11 protein-coding genes and 1 pseudogene are annotated in these 19,362 nt (G+C 58.7%); 4 read left to right on the top strand and 8 right to left on the bottom strand.

What is annotated here, in order from left to right:
* Nucleotides 1-43 precede the first annotated feature (43 nt).
* A complete protein-coding gene (locus VG146_09545) occupies nt 44-793 on the bottom strand; it encodes a zinc ribbon domain-containing protein (protein HEV2392592.1) in 750 nt (249 codons plus the stop codon).
* 121 nt (nt 794-914) lie between these two features.
* On the opposite strand from VG146_09545, the gene VG146_09540 reads away from it, so the two are divergent.
* The gene (locus tag VG146_09540) at nt 915-1,283 is read left to right on the top strand and encodes a response regulator (GenBank protein ID HEV2392591.1); all 369 of its coding nucleotides are present in this window, start codon (nt 915-917) and stop codon (nt 1,281-1,283) included.
* A gap of 28 nt (nt 1,284-1,311) precedes the next feature.
* The gene (locus VG146_09535) at nt 1,312-2,034 is read left to right on the top strand and encodes a PEP-CTERM sorting domain-containing protein (protein ID HEV2392590.1); all 723 of its coding nucleotides are present in this window, start codon (nt 1,312-1,314) and stop codon (nt 2,032-2,034) included.
* 61 nt (nt 2,035-2,095) lie between these two features.
* Here the strand turns inward: VG146_09535 and VG146_09530 are convergent, their stop codons facing one another.
* The 7 genes and pseudogenes from VG146_09530 to VG146_09500 form a co-directional block, all read right to left on the bottom strand.
* Nucleotides 2,096-4,774 (bottom strand): tetratricopeptide repeat protein, encoded by a 2,679-nt coding sequence (locus VG146_09530; GenBank protein HEV2392589.1) that lies wholly within the window; start codon nt 4,772-4,774, stop codon nt 2,096-2,098.
* Nucleotides 4,775-4,833: 59 nt separating this feature from the next.
* A pseudogene (locus VG146_09525) lies at nt 4,834-5,085 on the bottom strand (DUF933 domain-containing protein).
* 528 nt (nt 5,086-5,613) lie between these two features.
* Entirely contained in the window at nt 5,614-8,664 is a 3,051-nt protein-coding gene (gene uvrA, locus VG146_09520) for an excinuclease ABC subunit UvrA (protein HEV2392588.1), read from the bottom strand.
* 433 nt (nt 8,665-9,097) lie between these two features.
* Nucleotides 9,098-10,927: a M56 family metallopeptidase gene (locus VG146_09515; GenBank protein ID HEV2392587.1), complete on the bottom strand. Its 1,830-nt coding sequence runs from the start codon at nt 10,925-10,927 to the stop codon at nt 9,098-9,100.
* Nucleotides 10,927-11,331 carry a BlaI/MecI/CopY family transcriptional regulator gene (locus VG146_09510; GenBank protein HEV2392586.1) on the bottom strand — a complete coding sequence of 135 codons (405 nt, stop codon included), beginning with the start codon at nt 11,329-11,331 and terminating at the stop codon, nt 10,927-10,929. Before VG146_09510 ends, VG146_09515 begins: the two co-directional genes overlap by 1 nt.
* A 263-nt stretch (nt 11,332-11,594) precedes the next feature.
* On the bottom strand, nt 11,595-12,296 hold the full coding sequence (locus tag VG146_09505) for a response regulator transcription factor (GenBank protein ID HEV2392585.1): 702 nt from the start codon (nt 12,294-12,296) through the stop codon (nt 11,595-11,597).
* 6 nt (nt 12,297-12,302) lie between these two features.
* Complete coding sequence (locus tag VG146_09500; protein ID HEV2392584.1) at nt 12,303-14,960, bottom strand: GAF domain-containing protein; 2,658 nt, start codon at nt 14,958-14,960, stop codon at nt 12,303-12,305.
* Nucleotides 14,961-15,336: 376 nt separating this feature from the next.
* Here VG146_09500 and VG146_09495 point away from each other — a divergent pair, with 376 nt between their 5' ends.
* Nucleotides 15,337-18,132 carry a glycoside hydrolase family 2 TIM barrel-domain containing protein gene (locus VG146_09495; protein HEV2392583.1) on the top strand — a complete coding sequence of 932 codons (2,796 nt, stop codon included), beginning with the start codon at nt 15,337-15,339 and terminating at the stop codon, nt 18,130-18,132.
* Nucleotides 18,129-19,361, top strand: coding sequence for a uroporphyrinogen decarboxylase family protein (locus VG146_09490; GenBank protein ID HEV2392582.1), 1,233 nt, complete (start codon nt 18,129-18,131; stop codon nt 19,359-19,361). Before VG146_09495 ends, VG146_09490 begins: the two co-directional genes overlap by 4 nt.
* Nucleotide 19,362: the final 1 nt, after the last annotated feature.

Genomic DNA, 19,362 nt, shown 5'->3' with positions numbered 1-19,362 from the left:
CAATGGGCCGCTGGCTTTCGGAGATCAAGCGCCAATCTGTGCTCTACCTGAAGATGGACCGGAGCAGGTCCGCCACGGCAGAAATGCCCAGGCGCATGTCGTCGCACCTCGTGGCGCCGAACAAGCCGCGGGGATTCGAAGGGTCCATGGCACCGTCCCAGGCCCCGGCAGCCCGGGTGGCGCTTAGCTCGCGCTTGCGCTGCTCCAAATCCTCGATCTCGCGCTGGCGCGAAGCTTCGAGCCCGCCGCCACGAATGAATTCCACAATGCGCCGCAACTCATCTTTATCGAACCACGTGCCGTGGGCTTTGCATACCTCCACCACCACATTGGAGTAATGCGCGAAGTTGATCCGGTTCATCAATTGGTGGCAAACTGGGCATGGGAGGTACCGCACGGCCTGGTCCATAGCAATGGACTGGATGGGCTGAACCGAGCCGGGCATGCCGAGCACGGCCGCCTGCTGCTCGCGATCGGCGCAGATTTGGTCTAATGAGGCCGCATCGACCCAGAACCCTTCGCATTTCTCGCATTCGAGCAGCTTGGCTCGGCCAACCGTCACCGCTTTCAACTCGAGCCGGCAACGCGGGCAACGCTCGGAGACCGCTGCCTCCCCCTCCGTCCGGTCCACCCGCGCCCCGCAATGGGAGCAGAATTTTGCCCCTTGAAAGATCATGGCAAAACAGGAGGGGCAGGCGACAGTAGCCAGGCGCGCCCCGCAGTGTTCGCAATGGGTTGCATCGCTTGAGGCTGGCGCACCGCACATTGGGCAATTCAGCGTTTCAGCAGGCATAGCGAATTTAGAGCAAATTGCGCTCCAAGGCACAGCCTCGACCATTGGGGCTCCGAGATAAAGCCAATTCTCAATTCTGAGTTGGTTCCGGACTTGCTCTTTATGAATTTTTTACAGTGCTATGCAGCCAGGTCCAATTTTAGGGAAGCGCATCCTCCTTGCGGACGACCAACCGGGGGTACGCGAGGCCGTGAGGATGCTCTTGTGCGTCGATGAGCACCTGGTTACCGAGGCGAGAGACGGGAAGGAAGCGTTGGACTTGTTTTCGCCGGGGCGCTTTGATCTGGTGATTACCGATTACTCGATGCCCCGGATGGCCGGCAATGAGCTGGCCACAAGGATCAAGGCGATAGCGCCCGAGCAGCCCATCATCATGATCACGGCCTTTTCCGAAGAACTCAACGGTTTTGGCAATCCGGTGGATGCGATTCTCAACAAACCGTTCTCATTCTCGGACCTGCGCGAAGCAATAGCAGAGTTGGTGCGGTAACCCCAGAGAGAATACGGGGGAACCTTTGATGAGTTGGCGCATCATAGGAACGATGCCCAATTACTACTACATTCACTGCCTGAAAAGGAAAGGACACCACATGATGACCATGCTGCCACTCAACTTTGCGCGTGTTTGCTGCTGGAAAGCTTCCATAACAACCGCCCTGAAAAGGAGACGGACCCTGCCGATTTATCTCCTGTTGCTGGCGGCCAGCAGCGCCGCCCTCCATGCCCAGGGCTTTTTTGCCAATGCTCAGTTGAGCAGCCAGTCCGCTGGGGGCGGCTTGTTTGATTACACCCTCTCCCTGGATAACGCTGCGAACTCTCCCAATCAAATCGAGACGTTTTGGTATGCGTGGGTTCCCGGCCAGAATTATCTGCCCACCAGCCCCGCAAGCGTACAGCCACCGACCGGGTGGACAGATAATATCATTCACATCGGGGCTGGCGACGGCTACAGCATTCGGTTTACCACATCCACGACGCCGGTAACTCCAGGTTCTTCGCTCGATTTTAAGTTCACCAGCACGGACACACCAGCAGCGTTGGCGGGAGACTCGCCTTATTATCCCACCACACCTGTCGGCACTTCCTTTCTCTACAGCGGGGCGCCGTTTAGCGGCGTGAGCCAGCAGTTCCTCGTGCAGCCGGTGCCGGAACCTGGCTCCGCGAGCTTGCTCCTGGGAGGGGGCCTCATCGCGGTGGCCTTCACTCGAAAAAACCTTCTGTGTCTGGAAAGGGCCAGTTGAAACGGCCCGCCTCGGGCGCTGTCCGGCGCGCGCCACGCCGGACAGCGCAGCCGAAAGGGCGTCAGTCTTTGCGGGTGGCCTCAGTTTCCTGGGCTTGAAGGGCGTTGATCTTATCCTCGAACCTTGGATCGCGCAGGTCCTGGTAAATGCGCCGGGCTGCGCCCGGGTGTTTCATTTCGGCTTGAAGCCGGGCAGCCTCAATCCCGGCCTTGCGCTTCCAATAAGGGTCCGCCTTCTCACCGTCCCGAAGAATTTTGCCGTCATACACGTCGAGGTAAGAATTGCTGGCGAGCAGCAACAGTTGGCCGCGTTCCGGGCCGGATTTTTGCTCGGCCAATTTTTCCAGGATGACCCCCTGGCCGACCTTGGCCATGCTGCGGGCGGCGGGCGCGGCTAAGGGTGAATCCAGCACCATTTGGAAGGCATTGGAAGCAGCCCCATAATCCTGCGAGGTAAGAAAACAGTTGGCCTTCTCGCCCCAGGCCAGGACAGCCAGTTGGTTGCTGGGGCACAAATAGAATATCTGGTTAAAGGCGCTGATGGCGTCCTGGGCATCAGCGAGGCGGTTGGTTGAATCCTGGGCGAGCAAGGTATCACCCAGGGCGAAAAAGGCCTGAGCCCGCAGCATGTTAAAAGTTTCTGGCGGCACGCCGGCAGGGCAGTTGGTGTTGAGGGCCAGGGTGGTGAAATAATCGCGCGCATCTTTCCAGCCCTGCCGTCCGAAGGCCGAGCGCCCCGCCATCATTTGGGCCTGGTAGCTCAGTTCGGATGGAGGCCAGTTGGTGTTCTGATAACAGAGCTGATAATTTTTCTCCGCCTCCCAAAAGTTTCCGGCGCTGTAATAGTAATCGGCTACCCACCATTGGGCCATCGGCGCCAGTTCATTGGTGGGGTAGTCGGCCACAAAAGCGGTGAATGCGCGCAAGGCATTGGTTTCACGGCCCGCTTCGAAATCTGCCCGGGCGCGGAAGTACTCGGCGCGTGGTCGCGCGGGATTGTTAGTAAACTGGGCCAGCCACTGATCGTACTGGGGAATGGCATTAGTCCACTGGTTTTGCAGTTCGTACGTGCGGGCGATGGCCAATTGGAGTTCGGGCAGCAACGGGTCGGCGGGATAGCCCTGTGCAAAATCAAGGAATAGCCGCCGCGCCCCGGCCGGATTTTGCGGTCCAATGGCCTGGCCGGTCAGCAGCACGGCGCGGTCGGAATAAAAGCCATCGGGAAATGAATGCAAAAGATGCGCCAGAGCGTTGGTGGCGGCAGGCAGATTGCCAGAGGCTAAACCGGCGCGAATGATCTGGTAAAAGGCTGGCTCCAGGAGGTTGGTTCGAGCTTGTGGCAGCACGGCGAACTTGTCGATGACGGCCTGGTAATTAGAAATAGCCGCAGGGAAGTTGGTTTGGAGGTACTCGACATCAGCCAGTTTGAAATAAGCGATGGCCTGATCGAGCCCCACCGGCAGGCGTTCAACGGCAAGCCGGAAAGCGGCCTGGCTTGCGGGCAAGTTGGTGCTGCGCAGAAAGCACCAGCCCAGATCGAGCTCTACCTTGCCGAACCGGGAGCTTTTGGGAAAATTCGTGGTAAACCGCTCGAAGGCGGAGATAGCTTCCTGGAGGTAATTTGTCGCGATGAGCGCATTGGTTGCGGCGCCGGTCAGCCCGTTGGCAAGCTGTCCGGCTTCATATTGGCGCAAGCGCAACTCGCCCAGGGTGAGGAGCGCCAAGTCCGCAGAATCCGGGAGCGGCGCGCGGGCGAGGAACTTTTCCAAGGTTTGGGCTGCTTCGGCAATTTTTACCGCGAACACTTTTGGGCTTTCGTTTGTTTGAGCCAGGGAGAGTTGGGTGATTTTGAGCAAAGCCTGGCGCTGGCGTCCGGCTGGCACACCTTCGCCAAGATTTCGTTGGTACGCCGCGATGGCCTCCTGGGTTCGGCCAAGTTGTTCGAGGATGTCTGCTTGAAAGGCAGCCGTTTCGGCCTCCAAATAGCTCTTTTTCGAGGCCGCAGCCAGTGCCGGGAGATTTGTGCTTTGTTGGAATGCTTCCTCCAGCCGGCCTCGAGCCAGGGAAACGCGGCAGAAGAGCTGTTGTCGTTGCCAGGCGAGTTCCGGGTCTAGAGCAGCGGCGCCAATGGCTTTGAGAGCGCTCTGTGCGGCGTCGATATTGCCCTCAGCTATCTGGGCTTCGCCCAGCAGGAGGAAGCCGCGCGAGACCAGCTCCGATGCGAGATTAGTGCGGGCAGCCGTTTGAAATACCCCGTTGGTCTGCTCAAGCAACTGCGCCACGCGCCCCCAATCTGACCGCAGCGCGTAAGAGTTGGCCTGGCGCAGCGCGGCCTCAAGCCGGCGAGGGGAAGCGGGGAACACATGAACCAGCCGGGCAAACAGGTCTGCAGCGGCTTTAAAATCCCTTTTTTCAAAGGCGGCCTGTCCTTGCCAGAACAGATATTCGTCACCCAGATTGCCTGCGAAATCCTGGTAGGCTGAGAGCAACTGCATCGCGCCGTCATAGTTGGTGCGCTGGAAGCGCGCCTCGGCCTGGAACAGAACCGCCTCGGGCAGGCGGCTGGAGTTGGTAAAGGTTTGGCGAAAAGCGCCGAACTCGCTCTCCGCCCGGTCCCAAATGCCATTGGAGAAATCCTTGGACGCTGAGTCGAAGGCGCGATTTTCGCCTGCGCTGGCCGCCCGGACTTGCGGCCCGGCGGCCAGCAGCGCAAACAGAACGAGGCTCCATCGGCTCAGCATGGCCACACGTCCAGTTTAACTCGAACCGGCCACGGGCGGAAAGGGTGAAATGAGGCCGCTTATTTGGAAAACCGAAAATTGACCACGTCGTAATCCTGCATTTTGTACTGTTTAGTTTCGAGCCGTTGCTTTCCGGCGCGTTTGGCCTGAGTTTCGCCGCCAGCCTGAATGAAATCGGCGAAGCTGATGATCTCGGCGCGGATAAAACCCTTCTGTAGGTCCGTGTGAATCGTGCCTGCAGCTTCCCACGCCGAGACGCCATCGCGGATTGGCCACGCCCGGTTTTCTTTCCCGCCCACAGTCAGAAAGCTGATGTAGCCCGCTTCCTGAAATACCCGCAGGAGCAGGGTATCAGGGTTCTGCAGCTCGGCGGCATCGGCAACCGTGATGGGCTTATTGGTGAAAAAATTGTGCGCCGCGACGGCCTGAAGGTCAGCGGGACTCAAATTCGAGTTAAAGAGAAACCTCTCATTTTCGAGCAGCCCTTTGATTTTTTCGAGAGCCAGCCGCTCATCGGCTTGCGGGTCGCGGCCCAGGCGGGTCTCGACGAATTCCAGGTCCTTGAGAATAAGATCGGCCTGGTTGTCCTTTGGAGCCAGAATGGCATCGGCGTCGAGCAACTGTTCCTCGCCAATCACATCCACCTGCGCGTAGGCCTTCTTATCGGCCTCGACCAGTTCATGGGCTTGGTCCAGGCGCGGGTCTTTTAAATTGTGTTTGCCGAGCTTGAGTTCGGCGAGGCCAAAGAGGGCTATTTTCATAAAGCAACCATGGGCGGAATCCTCCGCGGGGACAGATTAGGGAAATGGCGAAGGCTGGGAAACAGGTTTTTGGGGCTTTCAACTAACATCGGCGAGGGAGGCGGCAAGATACTGGCCGGTATAGCTGGCCTGGGACTGGGCGACTGTCTCCGGCGTGCCCTGGGCGACAATGTGGCCCCCCGCCTCGCCTCCTTCCGGCCCGAGATCGATGATCCAATCGGCGGTCTTGATGACATCAAGATTGTGCTCGATGATCAGCAGGGTGTTGCCTGAGGCGCGCAGCTTAAAGAGCACTTCGAGCAATTTGGCCACATCATGAAAGTGCAATCCCGTGGTCGGCTCATCCAGAATATAAAGGGTACGTCCGGTAGCTTTGCGACTGAGTTCGGCAGCGAGTTTGACGCGCTGGGCCTCGCCGCCGCTGAGGGTCGTGCCGGACTGTCCCAGGCCAATGTAGCCGAGGCCGACCTCAGCCAGGGTGAGCAGCGGCTCATCAATTTGGGGCACGGCGCGGAAAAAGGTAACCGCCTCATCGACTGTCATATCGAGGACATCGGCGATGTTTTTGCCTTTGTAGGTTATCTCGAGGGTCTCCCGGTTGTAACGCCGGCCATTGCAGGCCTCGCACATGACATAGACCGGAGGCAGAAAATGCATTTCGATCTTTATCAACCCATCCCCCTGGCACTTTTCGCAGCGCCCACCTTTGACGTTGAAACTGAAACGGCCAGATTCGTAGCCCCGAATGCGGGCGGCAGGGAGGCGGGCGAATAGATCGCGGATATGATTGAACATGCCGGTATAAGTGGCGGGATTGCTGCGGGGCGTGCGGCCAATCGGGGTCTGGTCGATGACAATGACCTTGTCGAGCTGCTCAAAACCCTTGAGGGCACGGTGGGCCCCGGGCCGTTCTTTCGACCCGAAGAACTTGCGGAACAAGGCGCGCCGCAGGATATCATCGACGAGCGTGCTTTTGCCCGAACCGCTCACGCCAGTAACGCACGTCAATGTGCCCAGGGGTATTCTGACATGCAGGTTCTTCAGATTATTCTCCCGGGCGCCGAGCACTTCGAGCCAGCCGCGGGCTGGAGAAGGTTTTACCCTCTGCCGCGGAATGGGAATTGACAATTCGCCCCTAAGGTACTTGGCAGTGAGGGAGTGCGGGTTGGACAACACTTCCGGCAAGGAGCCGGCGGCCACCAGTTCACCGCCACGCACTCCGGCGCCCGGGCCGAGATCGAGAATGTAATCGGCGTGTCGAATCGTATCGGCGTCGTGCTCGACAACCAGGACTGAATTGCCCAAGTCTCGCAGGCCCAAAAGGGCGCGCAACAGTCGATCATTATCGCGTTGGTGCAGGCCGATGCTGGGTTCGTCAAGAATGTATAACACACCAACCAGGCCGGCGCCAATCTGGGTGGCGAGCCGGATGCGTTGCGCCTCGCCGCCACTCAAGGTGCCGCTCTCCCGGTCGAGGGTCAGATAACCCAAACCGACATTCTTCAGGAATCCGAACCGAGTCCGTATTTCTTTGATCAGCTCGCGGGCGATTTTCTCCTGGAATTCTGTCAGCCTGAGTTGGGCAAAGAACTCATCGGCCTTTTCAATCGAGAGAGCGCATAGGTCCATAATGGACAGGCCGGGAATCGGCGCAGGGAAAGAGCCCTTAGCGCCATAGCCCTCTTTAGGTTTGGCCTCGGGAGTTTCCGTGCCGGGGTCTGTGCCAGAAGAGCCGGCTCTGTCAGCCAGCTTGAACTTCGCCTTGTCCTCTGCAGTTCCGAGGGTGACGGCCAGTATTTCCGGCTTGAGTCTCTGTCCATTGCAAGCGTCGCAAAATCGCGGGCTCATGAACCCTTTAAGCCGGTTCCTGGTGAATTCGCTTTCGCTTTCGTGGTAAAGTCGTTCGAGATTCGGGATGACGCCCTCAAATGAACGGGCTATCTTGCTCACCTTGCCCGCCCGCCAAAAGGAGAACTCAATTTCAGTTTGGCCTGAGCCATGCAGGAGAATCCGTTTGAAATCGTCCGAAAGGTTTTTGTAAGGCGTTTCCATGCTCTGGTGGAAATGACCGGCGACACTGCGGAGCATTGCCTTGTAATAGACCACCATGCGTTTGCCACCGCGGCGCCAGGGCAAAACGGCGCCCTGTTCGAGTGACTTTTCGGGATCGGGCGCGATGAGTTCCTCGTCAAAGACCATTTTTTGGCCCAGGCCATGGCAGACCGGGCAGGCGCCAACCGGGGCGTTAAAAGAGAAGTGCTTTGGGGTGAGCACCTCATAAGTTTTGCCAGTTGCCAGGCTCAGATTACGATTGGAGTGCAGAGTTTCGATCCAGGCCGGCGGCGGTTGGGGCGCAGGGCCCTGGGGTCTGGGGTCGCTGCCTGAGCTGCGATCCCCATCGGGCAACTGGTGCAGGGTCAGCAACGTGCCCTGGCCCCAGCGCAGGGCCGTCTCGACCGAATCGCTCAAGCGAATGCGGACCTTCTCATCAATAACCAACCGGTCCACCACCGCCTCGATGGTGTGCTTGCTCTTGGCCTCGAGCTTGACCCGGGTTCCGTTTCCCAGATCGAACAACTCGCCGTCGATTCGCGCGCGCACAAAACCCTCGCGCGATAAACGCTCCACCACATCCCGGAACTCGCCCTTTTGCTCGCGCACCACCGGGGCGAGGAGCATCACCCGCGTTCTTTGGGGCAATGCGAGGATTTTATCGACAATGTCGCTGGTGGTCTGGCGAACGATGGCTGCTCCGGAGTCCGGGCAATAGGGCTGGCCGATATGAGCGTAGAGCAAGCGCAGATAATCGTAAATCTCGGTAGTCGTGGCGATAATCGAGCGCGGGCTATAACCGGCGCTGCGCTGCTCGATGGCGATGGCCGGCGAAAGCCCCTCGATAAAATCGACGTCGGGCTTCTGCATCTGGTCCAGGAACTGCCGCGCGTAAGCCGAGAGCGACTCGACGTACTTGCGCTGGCCCTCGGCATAAATGGTGTCAAAAGCCAGCGAGGATTTGCCCGACCCGCTCAACCCGGTGACCACCACCAGCTTATCACGGGGGATATTCAGCGTGAGGTCTTTGAGATTATGCTCACGCGCCCCGCCGATCCTGATAAATTCTTTGCTCACAAACCCGAATTTCTTCTACAAACCAATCGGGAAGTGTAGCGGAAAGGTTCACAATCCGCAAACCAGAATGCGCGGGAAGCGCGGGAAAGGGACTGGATGACAGAACTCTGGTGAGAGCCCGGCCAGGTTGTTCGCGCGGGCTACCTCGAATCTCTCCAGGTGCGACGGCGCGACGAGTCGGAGGGGGAGAAGGAGGAGCGGTTATCACCGTTTCTTTACCGATTTGACCGGTTCTCTCCAGTCATCGCTGGGTCTCGCCAAAGAAGTCCTTGTCAGGCATTTGGGAAATTCTTTGCGATTCTTATTGACGCCACGGTTGCATCCATATTTACGGCGCGTCGTGGAGGAGCGGCCAGCACGAGATCGCAAAAATTCATTGATTTCCGAGCAGGGCCATCAGTGGAGAACCGCGGGCAGGCTGCCTGGGCACGGCTTACTTCGCACGGTTCCAGGTTTGAGTCCAGGGATTGCCGACGCCAACGATCTTCAAAGTGTCCCCGTCAACGCTGACGTCGAACTTGGAAGAATGGCCGATCAGATTCATTGAGCTTGGGTTGGCGTATTCGACGCTCTGCACATACCGATTTCCCTTTAAAGTGCAGGTGCCACCATGATGAAAGACCACGATGCCGTTCTTGGAGTCTGCAGTGGTATCGCACCAACTGGAATCGGTAATGAATTTGAAAGCGTTCGGCTCGTTACCAAGCGTCCATGCGCCGATCATACCCTTGCCAAGGGGTGATGCCGAAACCGAGCTGGATTTGCTGCCGACCCGTTTCCAGACCTCACGCCAGGGATTGCCAATGCCAATGTCGGTCAGCGTGTCCCCTTCAATTTGGATTTGAAAATGATTGGTCCGCCCGATCCGGTCCATGGTGGTCGGGTTGGCGTAGTGGAGGGTTTCGACGTATTCATTCCCATTGAACCAATAGGAGCCGCCGTGGTGAAAGATGACCACGTGATTGTCCGGGTCGGCTTGCGTGATGCACCAATGCGAGCCGGTAAAGAACTTGTAGCGCCCACCGGCACGTGGCGCTTTGCCGATCTTGCCCGGTTCGCCAACCAGGACCCAGGTGCCCATCAAGTCCCGCGCCAGTTGCGGTGTTTGTCCGGGGAGGCCGGCGTTCGCATCCGGCGAAGGACCGGCGTTTGGGGATTCGGTTCCTTGCGCAGATTCGACCTTTTGGACGCTCTGAGCGCGCGTAAAGGTGGCGCCAACCAGCGCCGCCACCGCCAGGGCCGCCACTAGGTTCGCCCTGAAACCGCCAACTCCACGATGCTTGATCATAAACAACCTCCGTCTAATTTCTTGTTTGCTGCCAACCACCGGAATCGCTCCGGAAAAAACCGAGGTTTGGAATTCGCCAACCAGTTTGAGCAGCAGATGTCCGTAATGAGACCGTTCCGCCGCCAATAGCCGGTTCATGACCATACGGTCACAGACCAATTCGCCATCGGCGCGAAGCCGATGACTGGCCAGCCAAATAAACGGATTAAACCAGTGCAGGAATTGGAGGCCAATCAACACCACATTCAGCCCGAGGTCGTGGCGGCGGACGTGGGCCATTTCGTGCAGAAAAACCATCTGGAGTTCCTGGTCGCTCAGTTGAGTCGCGGCACTTCGCGGCAGAAGCAGCCAGATTTGTCTCAAACCGAAAACCGCCGGGCTGTTCAGACCATGCACGCTGACCAGGGTGACGGGACGCCTCACGCCCATGGTGCGACGGGCGCTGTCCAGGAGTTGGAGCACATTGGGGTCGGTCATCGGTGGCGAGCGAGCGATCAGGCGATTCCAGCGCACGTAGCGCCAACACGCGAATGCCACCAGAAACAGACATCCGCCTGCCCAAACCAGGCTTATCGCTTCGCGCGTCGAAAGCGTAGATACTGGGGCCACGGCGCCATAACCGGAATCGCGGGGCGCGGACTGCGTTGGTTGCCGGGTCGCGACAGGAAGCGAAGGGCCAAACATCCGAACCGGGCGAACATACTCGTCCCTTGGGACCGGCGCGACAACGGACCATGCCTGATGCTTTGGCAAGGGCCACACAAGGTTTTCCAAACTCATGCGGCTGGAAGGCACTACCGGGAGCATCAATCGCAGGCAAATGATGGCGCTTAATGCATAGCGCGAATACGGCGTTAACCATCGGCCCAGCAGCTTTTGGATCGCGAAAACTAGCACTGACAGAATCGACACGATTAAGGAGGTCCTCCAAACCCATTCGAATGCATCGGTGCTCAGAGCCAAGAGCGCGTTCATCAGCTCTTCTCCTCCAGGATTTTTTTTAGCTCTTCAATCTCCTTCCGTGTGAGCTTTTTGCGCTCCAGGAAGCAAGCCAGAAACGGAGCGATTTCACCGTCAAATACTCTCGCCAGGAACGAGCGGCTGGCTGAGAGACGGCATTCCTGCTCACTGGCCAGGGCCGTGAAAACATACTCGCGTCCTGTTCTTTCGTTGGCCACCGCGCCTTTCTGCACCAGCCTCGCCAGAAACGTGTGGATAGTTTTGGGTTTCCAATCCACCTCGCCTTCGAGTTTCTCGACCACTTGCTTGGCGGTGGCGGTGCGGAGCGACCAGAGTGCTTTCATGATCGTCCATTCGGCCTCGGAAATACGTTGCGAAACGGCCGTGGCACCGGACCTGGGTTTAGATTCAAAGCTCATGGCTTTCCTACATTCGTAAGACGACTTTATCTTACAGTTGAAGGACGGCAAGCGAAAAATGGGTCTTTAGCAAAATTTGAAGGCAAGGGCTGAGCAAGGTCTGTTCAAGACCGACCGGCGCGGTTTGGGGGCGAGAGGGGGTCAGAACAACTTATGCAGCTGTCACACCTCTACCCCAGCCGCCCAAAATGCGCGAAGAACATTCTGAATCTCGGACTTGCCGATGCGGAGGTTTTCGAACCCATCACTCCACCACTCCACAATTAGAGCTGGACCAGGCCGCGGCGGCTGGCGGTCGTAATGGCTTCCGTGCGGCTGAGCACGTTCAGCTTGCTGAAGATGCTGCGAAGGTGAGACTTCACCGTTGTTTCGGTTATAAAGAGATGGCTGCCGATTTCCTTGTTGCTTTTGCCGTCCGCCAGCAGATTCAGCACGTCCAGCTCGCGTCCAGTCAGAGGTTCGCTGCTCATGCTCTCGGCGAGCTTGGCGGCAAGCGCTGTAGGAATACAGGTTTGGCCGGAGTTCACCTTCCGGATGCAATCCAGCAACTCCTCACGCCGGGCGTCCTTGAGCAGGTAGCCTTTGGCGCCTGCCTTAATCGCGCGGGCAATCTCGTTATCGGAATCAAAGGTCGTCAGGACGACTACCCGCGCCCAGGCTTGCTGGCGGCGAATCTGGTCGATCGCCGCGACTCCGTCGAGGATCGGCATCCGAAGGTCGAGGAGAGTTACATCGGGGCGATGCTTGCGCCATAGGTCAACCGCTTCCCGGCCATTGGAGGCTTCGGCTACGACTTCCATGTCTGTTTGCCGGCCAATGATTGCAGCCAGGCCTTCGAGCACAGTGACATGGTCGTCTGCGATGAGCACTCGAACCCGATCCGCGCGCCCGGCGACCTGAGCGGTTCGGGCGGGCACTGCGGGCGCAACCCTTTCACTATTTCGCTCTTTCAGTTCTGAAATCATGACCACCTAAGCTTTCTCGGCGTAAGGCAAGACTATCGAAATTGTCGTGCCTTCGTTCTGCCGACTTTGAATTGTCAATTGCCCGCGCATCCCTTCCACTCGTTCTCTGATTCCTACCAGGCCAAATCCGTCGTGTTTGCGGGCTGGGTCAAACCCGCGGCCATTATCGCGCAACACGAGATGAACATGGTCCTGCATGAACGATAGTCGCGCTTGAAAATCACTGGCCGATGCGTGCCGTAACGAGTTTGTCAGAACCTCCTGCCCGATACGCAGTAGGTTTTCACCCCATAGCGCGGGAAGGGTCTTCGGTATGCCTTCCAGTGCCAGCTCTGCGCGCAATTCAGTTCCGATCGTCATCTTCTTGAGCAAGTCCTCGAGTGCGCCGCACAAGTCCTTCTCCTCCAAGGCTTGGGGACGAAGTGCTTGTACTGAGCGGCGCGCTTCTCGCAAGCTCCCACGGGCCAGGTCGCCGGCGCGAGCGATGTGTTCATTCGCCTCTTTCATCAACCCGTCCGAATGGGCGTCTGCAGCGGCTTCCAACTGCACAATCACGCCGGTAAAACCCTGCGCGAGGGTATCGTGGATGTCCCTGGCCATTCGATTGCGTTCGGCAACCACCGCTGCCTCGCGACTCTGGCGGGAGAGACGCATGAGTTGAATCGCCAGCATCGCCTGGTGGCCCAAGGCCTGGGCTAATTGGATTTCCTCGGCCCGGAATTCTCGTGTGTGCCTAAACCGGATGCCGATGAGCCCCTCGACCTGACCAGCAACCAACATCGGCACCACCAGTATGGTAATAACTCCCATCGCCAACAAATGGTCTCTCCAGGGAAAGGACGGGCCCTCCCGGATGTCCTCCATAACTTTGGGAGCCCCGGTCCGAAAGACCTCTGGCCATGCCCAGACCTCCTCGATTTTGAGAGCTGGAGTAATCTTTGCCAGCGCGGCGTCGGAAGCCGTGAATAATTTCCCATTTTCAAACGCAAATTCAAAATGCATGAGGCCGGTGTTCTGGTCCCGCAACCAGACACCGGTGCTATGCGCATCTGATTGATCAATGATCGTGCGCAGCACGTGCTCGACCAGCCGGTCCGGGGCCGATTCCATCGCAATAGCATCCAAAGCGCGACTCAACGCCTCCGCCTGACCGCGGGCCAATTGCGCCGAGGCCAGCACGGCTTCGCCAGCTCGCTCGCGTTCGATAGCAACGGCCGCAAGATGCGTCATCTGCTCGATAATATTTCGCTCTTCCGCAGTGGGATTGCCTGGCTCGCGCGAGTAAAGCGCGAAGGTCCCTATCACCTGGCGGGCGGTCGAAAAAATGGGACTGGACCAGCATGCTCGAAGCCCGTGCGGTAAAGCCAAACCTCGGTAATCTTCCCAGAGTGGGTCCGTCGAGATGTCCGAAACAATCACTGGTTCCCGGCGGTAAACTGCAGTTCCACAAGAACCGAACCGCGGACCAATGAGGGCTCCGTCAATCGCATCGGTGTAAGTTTTTGGGAGGCTCGGCGATGCGCCGTGGCGAAGGCTCTTTCCATCGCGACCGACCAGGAGAATCGAAAGCAGCACATCCCCTGATAATTCCTCGCCATACCGGCACAAAGCATCCAGCATCGGAGGAAGAGGGCCGCCTCTGGCGATCATCTCCAGGAGCCGTTTCTCGCCCGCGGCCTGGGCCTCCGCGCGCTTGCGCTCCGTCACATCCATCACCGCTCCTATGAATTCAGTATCGTCTGCGCAATTTTTGATCGCGTGGGCAATCACGTGCAGATGCTTGATGAGGCCATTCGGCATCACGATGCGGTGTTCAAAATCAAGATTGGCCGCCTCGCCCGACGCCACGGTGATCATCTGTTGAACCAGCGCAACATCCTCGGGATGCACCCGCTGCAGCACGAGTTCCACGGAGGGCCGAAGTGCTTTGTCGTAACCAAGAATATGGAACGTTTCATCGGACCAGATCAGCTCCCCGGTCGAAACGTTCCAACCGAGGCTGCCCGTATGGCTTAGCTTTTGTGCTTCGGCCAGATACGCTTCGCTTCGTCGAAGCGCTTCCTCACCCCTGGTGCGCTCAATGGCTATTGTGGCAAGATGCGTGAATTGCCTGATGAGACTCTGGTGCTTTGGCGCCGGGCCGCCGGGCTGCCGGGACAAGATCGCGAGAGTCCCCACCACCTTCCCCTGAGAAGACAGTATGGGCGTGGACCAGCATGCGCGCACTCCATGGGACACCATGATCTCGCGGCACCGTGCCCAAACAGGGTGCGTCTGGATATCGGAAGCAACCACTTGCTCCTTGCGGAAAGCAGCCGTGCCGCATGGACCCCAGCAAGAGGCGATTTCGCGGTCCTTGAAGGCCTCGCTCCAGCTCTTGGCGAAACCGGGCGCCGCGCCGACATACATTCGCTCGCCCTTCGCATCGAGCAACCCAATGGAACAGAAGGAGCCCTGACAGATATCCTCGATCACTCGGCATAGCGCCTCTAAAATCAAGGTCAAAGGCTGGCCACCGGCGATCATTTCAAGTAGGCGCTTTTCTCCGGCCAGCGCCGCTTCCGCCCAGCGGCGGTCTTGCAATAAATCCCCGCAATCGGCTGCAGGTCTCGGCGAATCAAGAACCCGTGTGCCGCGCTCGCCCTCCTTCAAACTGGCAATCATGACAAGTAAAAACGCGCCTCAGTTTAGAATAGGTCTGCAATACGGCTTAGAATAACATAGGTTTGGGCCAGCGTGAACATGCTTAATCTGCCAAACGGGAGTTTATCACTAATACATTTGACATTGCCTCTCGTCTGACGGGCTGCTGGCTCAAGAACCGTTCCCGCACAAGCTTGGATTCAGATACCTACCAATACGATCCGGCTGGACAAGTGGCAGTCAGGGTTAAGGTTGTTTAGAATTTTACCGTCTTATCGAAATACAAAGTTAGATAACCGCAGACCGTTTCCTTGGCGGAATGGCTCCCCCTTGGCGTGGGGGGAGCGGTCGCAATCATTGCTTTCCACCAGCACTTTAGTTACAAGACTCCCAGCTTATGAAGATGCCACTGCTCCGGATCGGCTTCTGTGTTGTCGTTCTCCATTGCCTGGCGGGCGCCGCCTCCGAGCAGCCCATACCGTTGCCCGAACATCCTCGGCCAGATTTCCAGCGCGCAGCGTGGCTGAATCTAAACGGGCCCTGGCAATTCCGGTTCGACGCAGACAATGCGGGGCTGGGAGAGAAATGGTTCGAGCACAACGCCGATTTCCCTGATTCCATCATGGTGCCCTTTCCCTGGGGTTCCCCGCTGTCCAAAATCGAGGATAAGGCCACCATCGCCTGGTATGCGCGGCAGATTGAGATGCCCCAGGCCTGGCAAGGCCAGCGGGTCTTTCTGGTGATTGGGGCCTGCGATTGGGAAACGCAGGGGTGGCTGGACGGTCAACCCCTCGGCACGCATCGCGGCGGTTACATCCCCTTCGAATTCGAGCTGACCCCTTTGCTAAAGCCCGGCGCCAAACACGCCCTTGTCCTGCGCGTCGATGACAGCCCGCGGCCTTTCAAACTGGAAGGCAAACAGGGTTATGGCAATGCGCGCGGTATCTGGCAGACCGTTTATCTGGAGGCCAGGCCCCAGTGGTTTGTCCAGACGGCGCACTTCACCCCCGACATCGATGCGGGCAAAGTCCAGATTGCCGTTCAGTTGAGCGCGCCGGCGCCGGCAGGAACCGAACTCGACTTGCACTTCAAATCCGGGGAGACGCCTGATTTTAAACAGCCCATTGCCCCCGGCGCCACCGAGGTCCGGTTTGAGGTGCCCATTCCACACCCGCACCTCTGGTCGCTCGAGGACCCCTTTCTTTATGAGACCGAAATTACTTTGAGCGCCGGCGCCAGCGAGGACCGTGTCTCAACCTACTTCGGCATGCGGAAGATCAGCGTCGTGAACCTTCCTGGGTCCGGCTTTCCTTACATCGCCCTGAACAACAAACCGCTTTATCTCCAAATGACGCTGGACCAGTCCTACAACCCCGAGGGCTTTTACACCTTTCCCAGCGACGCCTTCATGCGGGACGAAATCCTCCGCTCGCGGCGGCTTGGGCTTAATGCCAACCGCCTGCACGTGAAGATTGATGTGCCGCGCAAATTGTATTGGGCGGACCGCCTCGGGCTCTTGCTCATGGCCGATGTCCCGAACAGTTGGGGCGAGCCCGACTCCGATATGCGCGGGGAGATCGAGCAGACGCTACGCGGGATGATCCGCCGCGATTTTAATCATCCGGCCATCTTTGCATGGGTCCCGTTCAACGAAACCTGGGGCCTGTTCAGCGGGAAAGGCAAGGAGCGCCAATACCGGCCTGAAACCCAGGATTGGGTCGCTTCAATCTATCGTCTGGGCAAACAGCTCGACCCCAGCCGCCTGGTCGAGGACAACTCGGCTTGCAACGCCGACCACGTCGAGACGGACATCAATTCGTGGCACTCGTATCTCCCGGGCTATGCCTGGCGCGAGCACCTGGACCAAATCGCCCAAGAGGCCTTTCCGGGCTCGAAATGGAATTTTATCGGTGGCCGAACTGAAGCCAGCCAGCCGCTGCTCAACAGCGAGTGCGGCAATGTTTGGGGATACGAGGGCAGCACGGGCGATTGCGACTGGAGCTGGGATTACCACATCATGATGAACGAATTCCGGCGCCATCCTAAAATCTGCGGCTGGCTCTACACCGAACATCACGACGTTATTAACGAGTGGAACGGCTATTACCGCTACGATCGCAGCCAAAAGGTCACCGGCCTCGAAGAGCTTGTCCCCGGCATGAGCCTGCGGGATTTGCATGACCCATTCTACATATCCACCGGCAGCGACCTCTGCCGCGACGTCAAACCGGGTGAGCAAATCAGCGTGCCATTGTGGGCATCCTTTATGACCGATCACGCCCCCGGCGCTCGCCTGCGCCTGCGCGCCACTCTCAGCGGCTGGGATACGCTGGGCCGGTGGCGCTGGTATTCCCAAGCGGAACGCAATGTCGAATTCGAGCCCTGGCTCTCCCATGCGCTCGAGCCGCTCAGCATCACCATGCCCAACCAACCTGCCCTCGCTCTCTTGAGCCTCTCGTTGGAAGATGAGGTCGGCACCGTCCTGCAGCGCAATTTTACAACCTTCCTCGTCGCCGACGGAGCGGCCTCCCGGGATGAGGAGCTTGATTTCAACGGCGCGCGCGCCCGGGTCGTGCGCTTCGCTCCCAACACCTTTACATCTTCCGATTGGTCAGAGAAGCAGTGGAACGTCATGGACGGCCTGAAGGTCAATGGCGCCGGGGCCGGTTTTTTTGAATATCACATCCCCTGGCCTAACGGGCTCGACCCGGCCAGCGTTGCGGGCGGTTCATTGATTTTTGAGGCCTCCGCCAAACAGCTTTTCGGCAAAGACCAGCAAGGCGCCAAAAGGCAGGAAGGGGATTTCATGCGCGGCCAGGGCACTCATGACCCGAGCCTCAATCCCAATTCCTATCCGATGAGCGACACCAAGCGGTTCCCCAGCGCGGTGCGGGTCCGGGTCGCCGGCCAAAGCTGCGGCCAATTCGAGCTGCCAAATGACCCGGCCGATCATCGAGGAGTGCTCTCCTGGCACGCGCAGAAACACGACCGCAAACTACGCGAAGCCGGCTCGTATGGTTACCTCATCAGAGCGACGGTTCCTCCGGAGGCCCTTCGGGCGGCTGCCGCCGCAAAGGAGCTGGTCGTCAGGTTCGAGGTGGACTCAGCCCTGCCTGGCGGGCTGGCATTATACGGGGAACGCTTTGGCCGCTACCCGGTCGATCCAACACTGGTTTTCCTTCTGCGGCAATGACATCGCGCGAACGCATTCTAGCGGCTCTGGCCCATCGCGAGCCGGACCGCATTCCCATAGACCTTTCGGGCCACCGCTCATCCGGTATCGCGGCGATGGCTTATGCGCGCTTGCGCGAGTTCCTCGATTTGCCCAAGCGGCCTATCCGCGTCTATGACCCGGTGCAGCAGCTTGCGATTGTCGATGAGGATGTGCTCGAGCGTTTCCAGGTCGATACCATAGAACTTGGGCGCGGATTCGCCCTCGAAGATAAATACTGGGTCGAGTGGGTTCTGCCAGACGGCAGGCCTTGTCTGATGCCGGCCTGGGCGCGGCCCGAGCGCGAGAACGGCGGCTGGGTCGTGCGCTCGCAACCGGCGCAGAGGATTATCGCCCGTATGCCGCCAGGAGTGTGGTACTTCGAGCAGGCCCATTTCCCTTTTCTCGAGCGCGAGGACCCGGGCAAGGTCGAGCCCAACCTCGCCGAATGTATGTGGTCGGCCATGGCCTCGCCTCCGGGGCCAATTGCCTCTGGACCCGATGCCGAAAGAATTCTCGCCGAGGGCGCGCGCCGTCTGCGGCAACAGACCGACCGCGCTATCATTGGTTTGTTCGGCGGAAACCTGCTCGAGCTGGGGCAATGGTTCTATCGCAATGACAATTTCCTGATGCTCTTGGCCGCTGAACCCGCCAAGGCCCATCGGTTTCTTGATGAACTCATGCAGATTCATCTGCGCAATCTGGAAACCTTTTTGCGCGCGGTCGCGGACCAGATCGACATCATTATGTTCGGCGATGATCTGGGCATGCAATCCGGTCCTCAGGTCTCGCCGGCGATGTACCGGGAGTTTTTCAAACCGCGCGAACAGGAGATGTGGCAGCTCGTCAGAAAACGCGCCCCTCACCTCAAAATCCAGCTCCATTGCTGTGGAGGGGTTCGCGAATTGCTGCCCGACCTCATCGAGGCCGGGTTGGACGCCATCAATCCGGTCCAAATCACTTGCCGCGGCATGGGAGTCGCCGGGCTAAAGCACGACTTCGGCGCACAACTGACCTTTTGGGGCGGTGGCTGCGACACGCGGGATGTTCTGATTAAAGGAACCCCGGCCCAGGTCCGCGAACATGTGTTGCAGCAATTGGACATTTGGCGGCCCGGCGGCGGCTATGTCTTTCAGCAAGTGCACAATATCCTTGCTGATGTGCCGCCTGCCAATGTTGCAGCGATGTACGAAGCGGCCATGAGCGCCTGAT

Source organism: Verrucomicrobiia bacterium (assembly GCA_035946615.1).
Taxonomy (GTDB): domain Bacteria; phylum Verrucomicrobiota; class Verrucomicrobiia; order Limisphaerales; family UBA8199; genus DASYZB01.
Note: the sequence above shows the minus strand (reverse complement) of the source record. Positions and strands in the feature narration are given on the sequence as shown.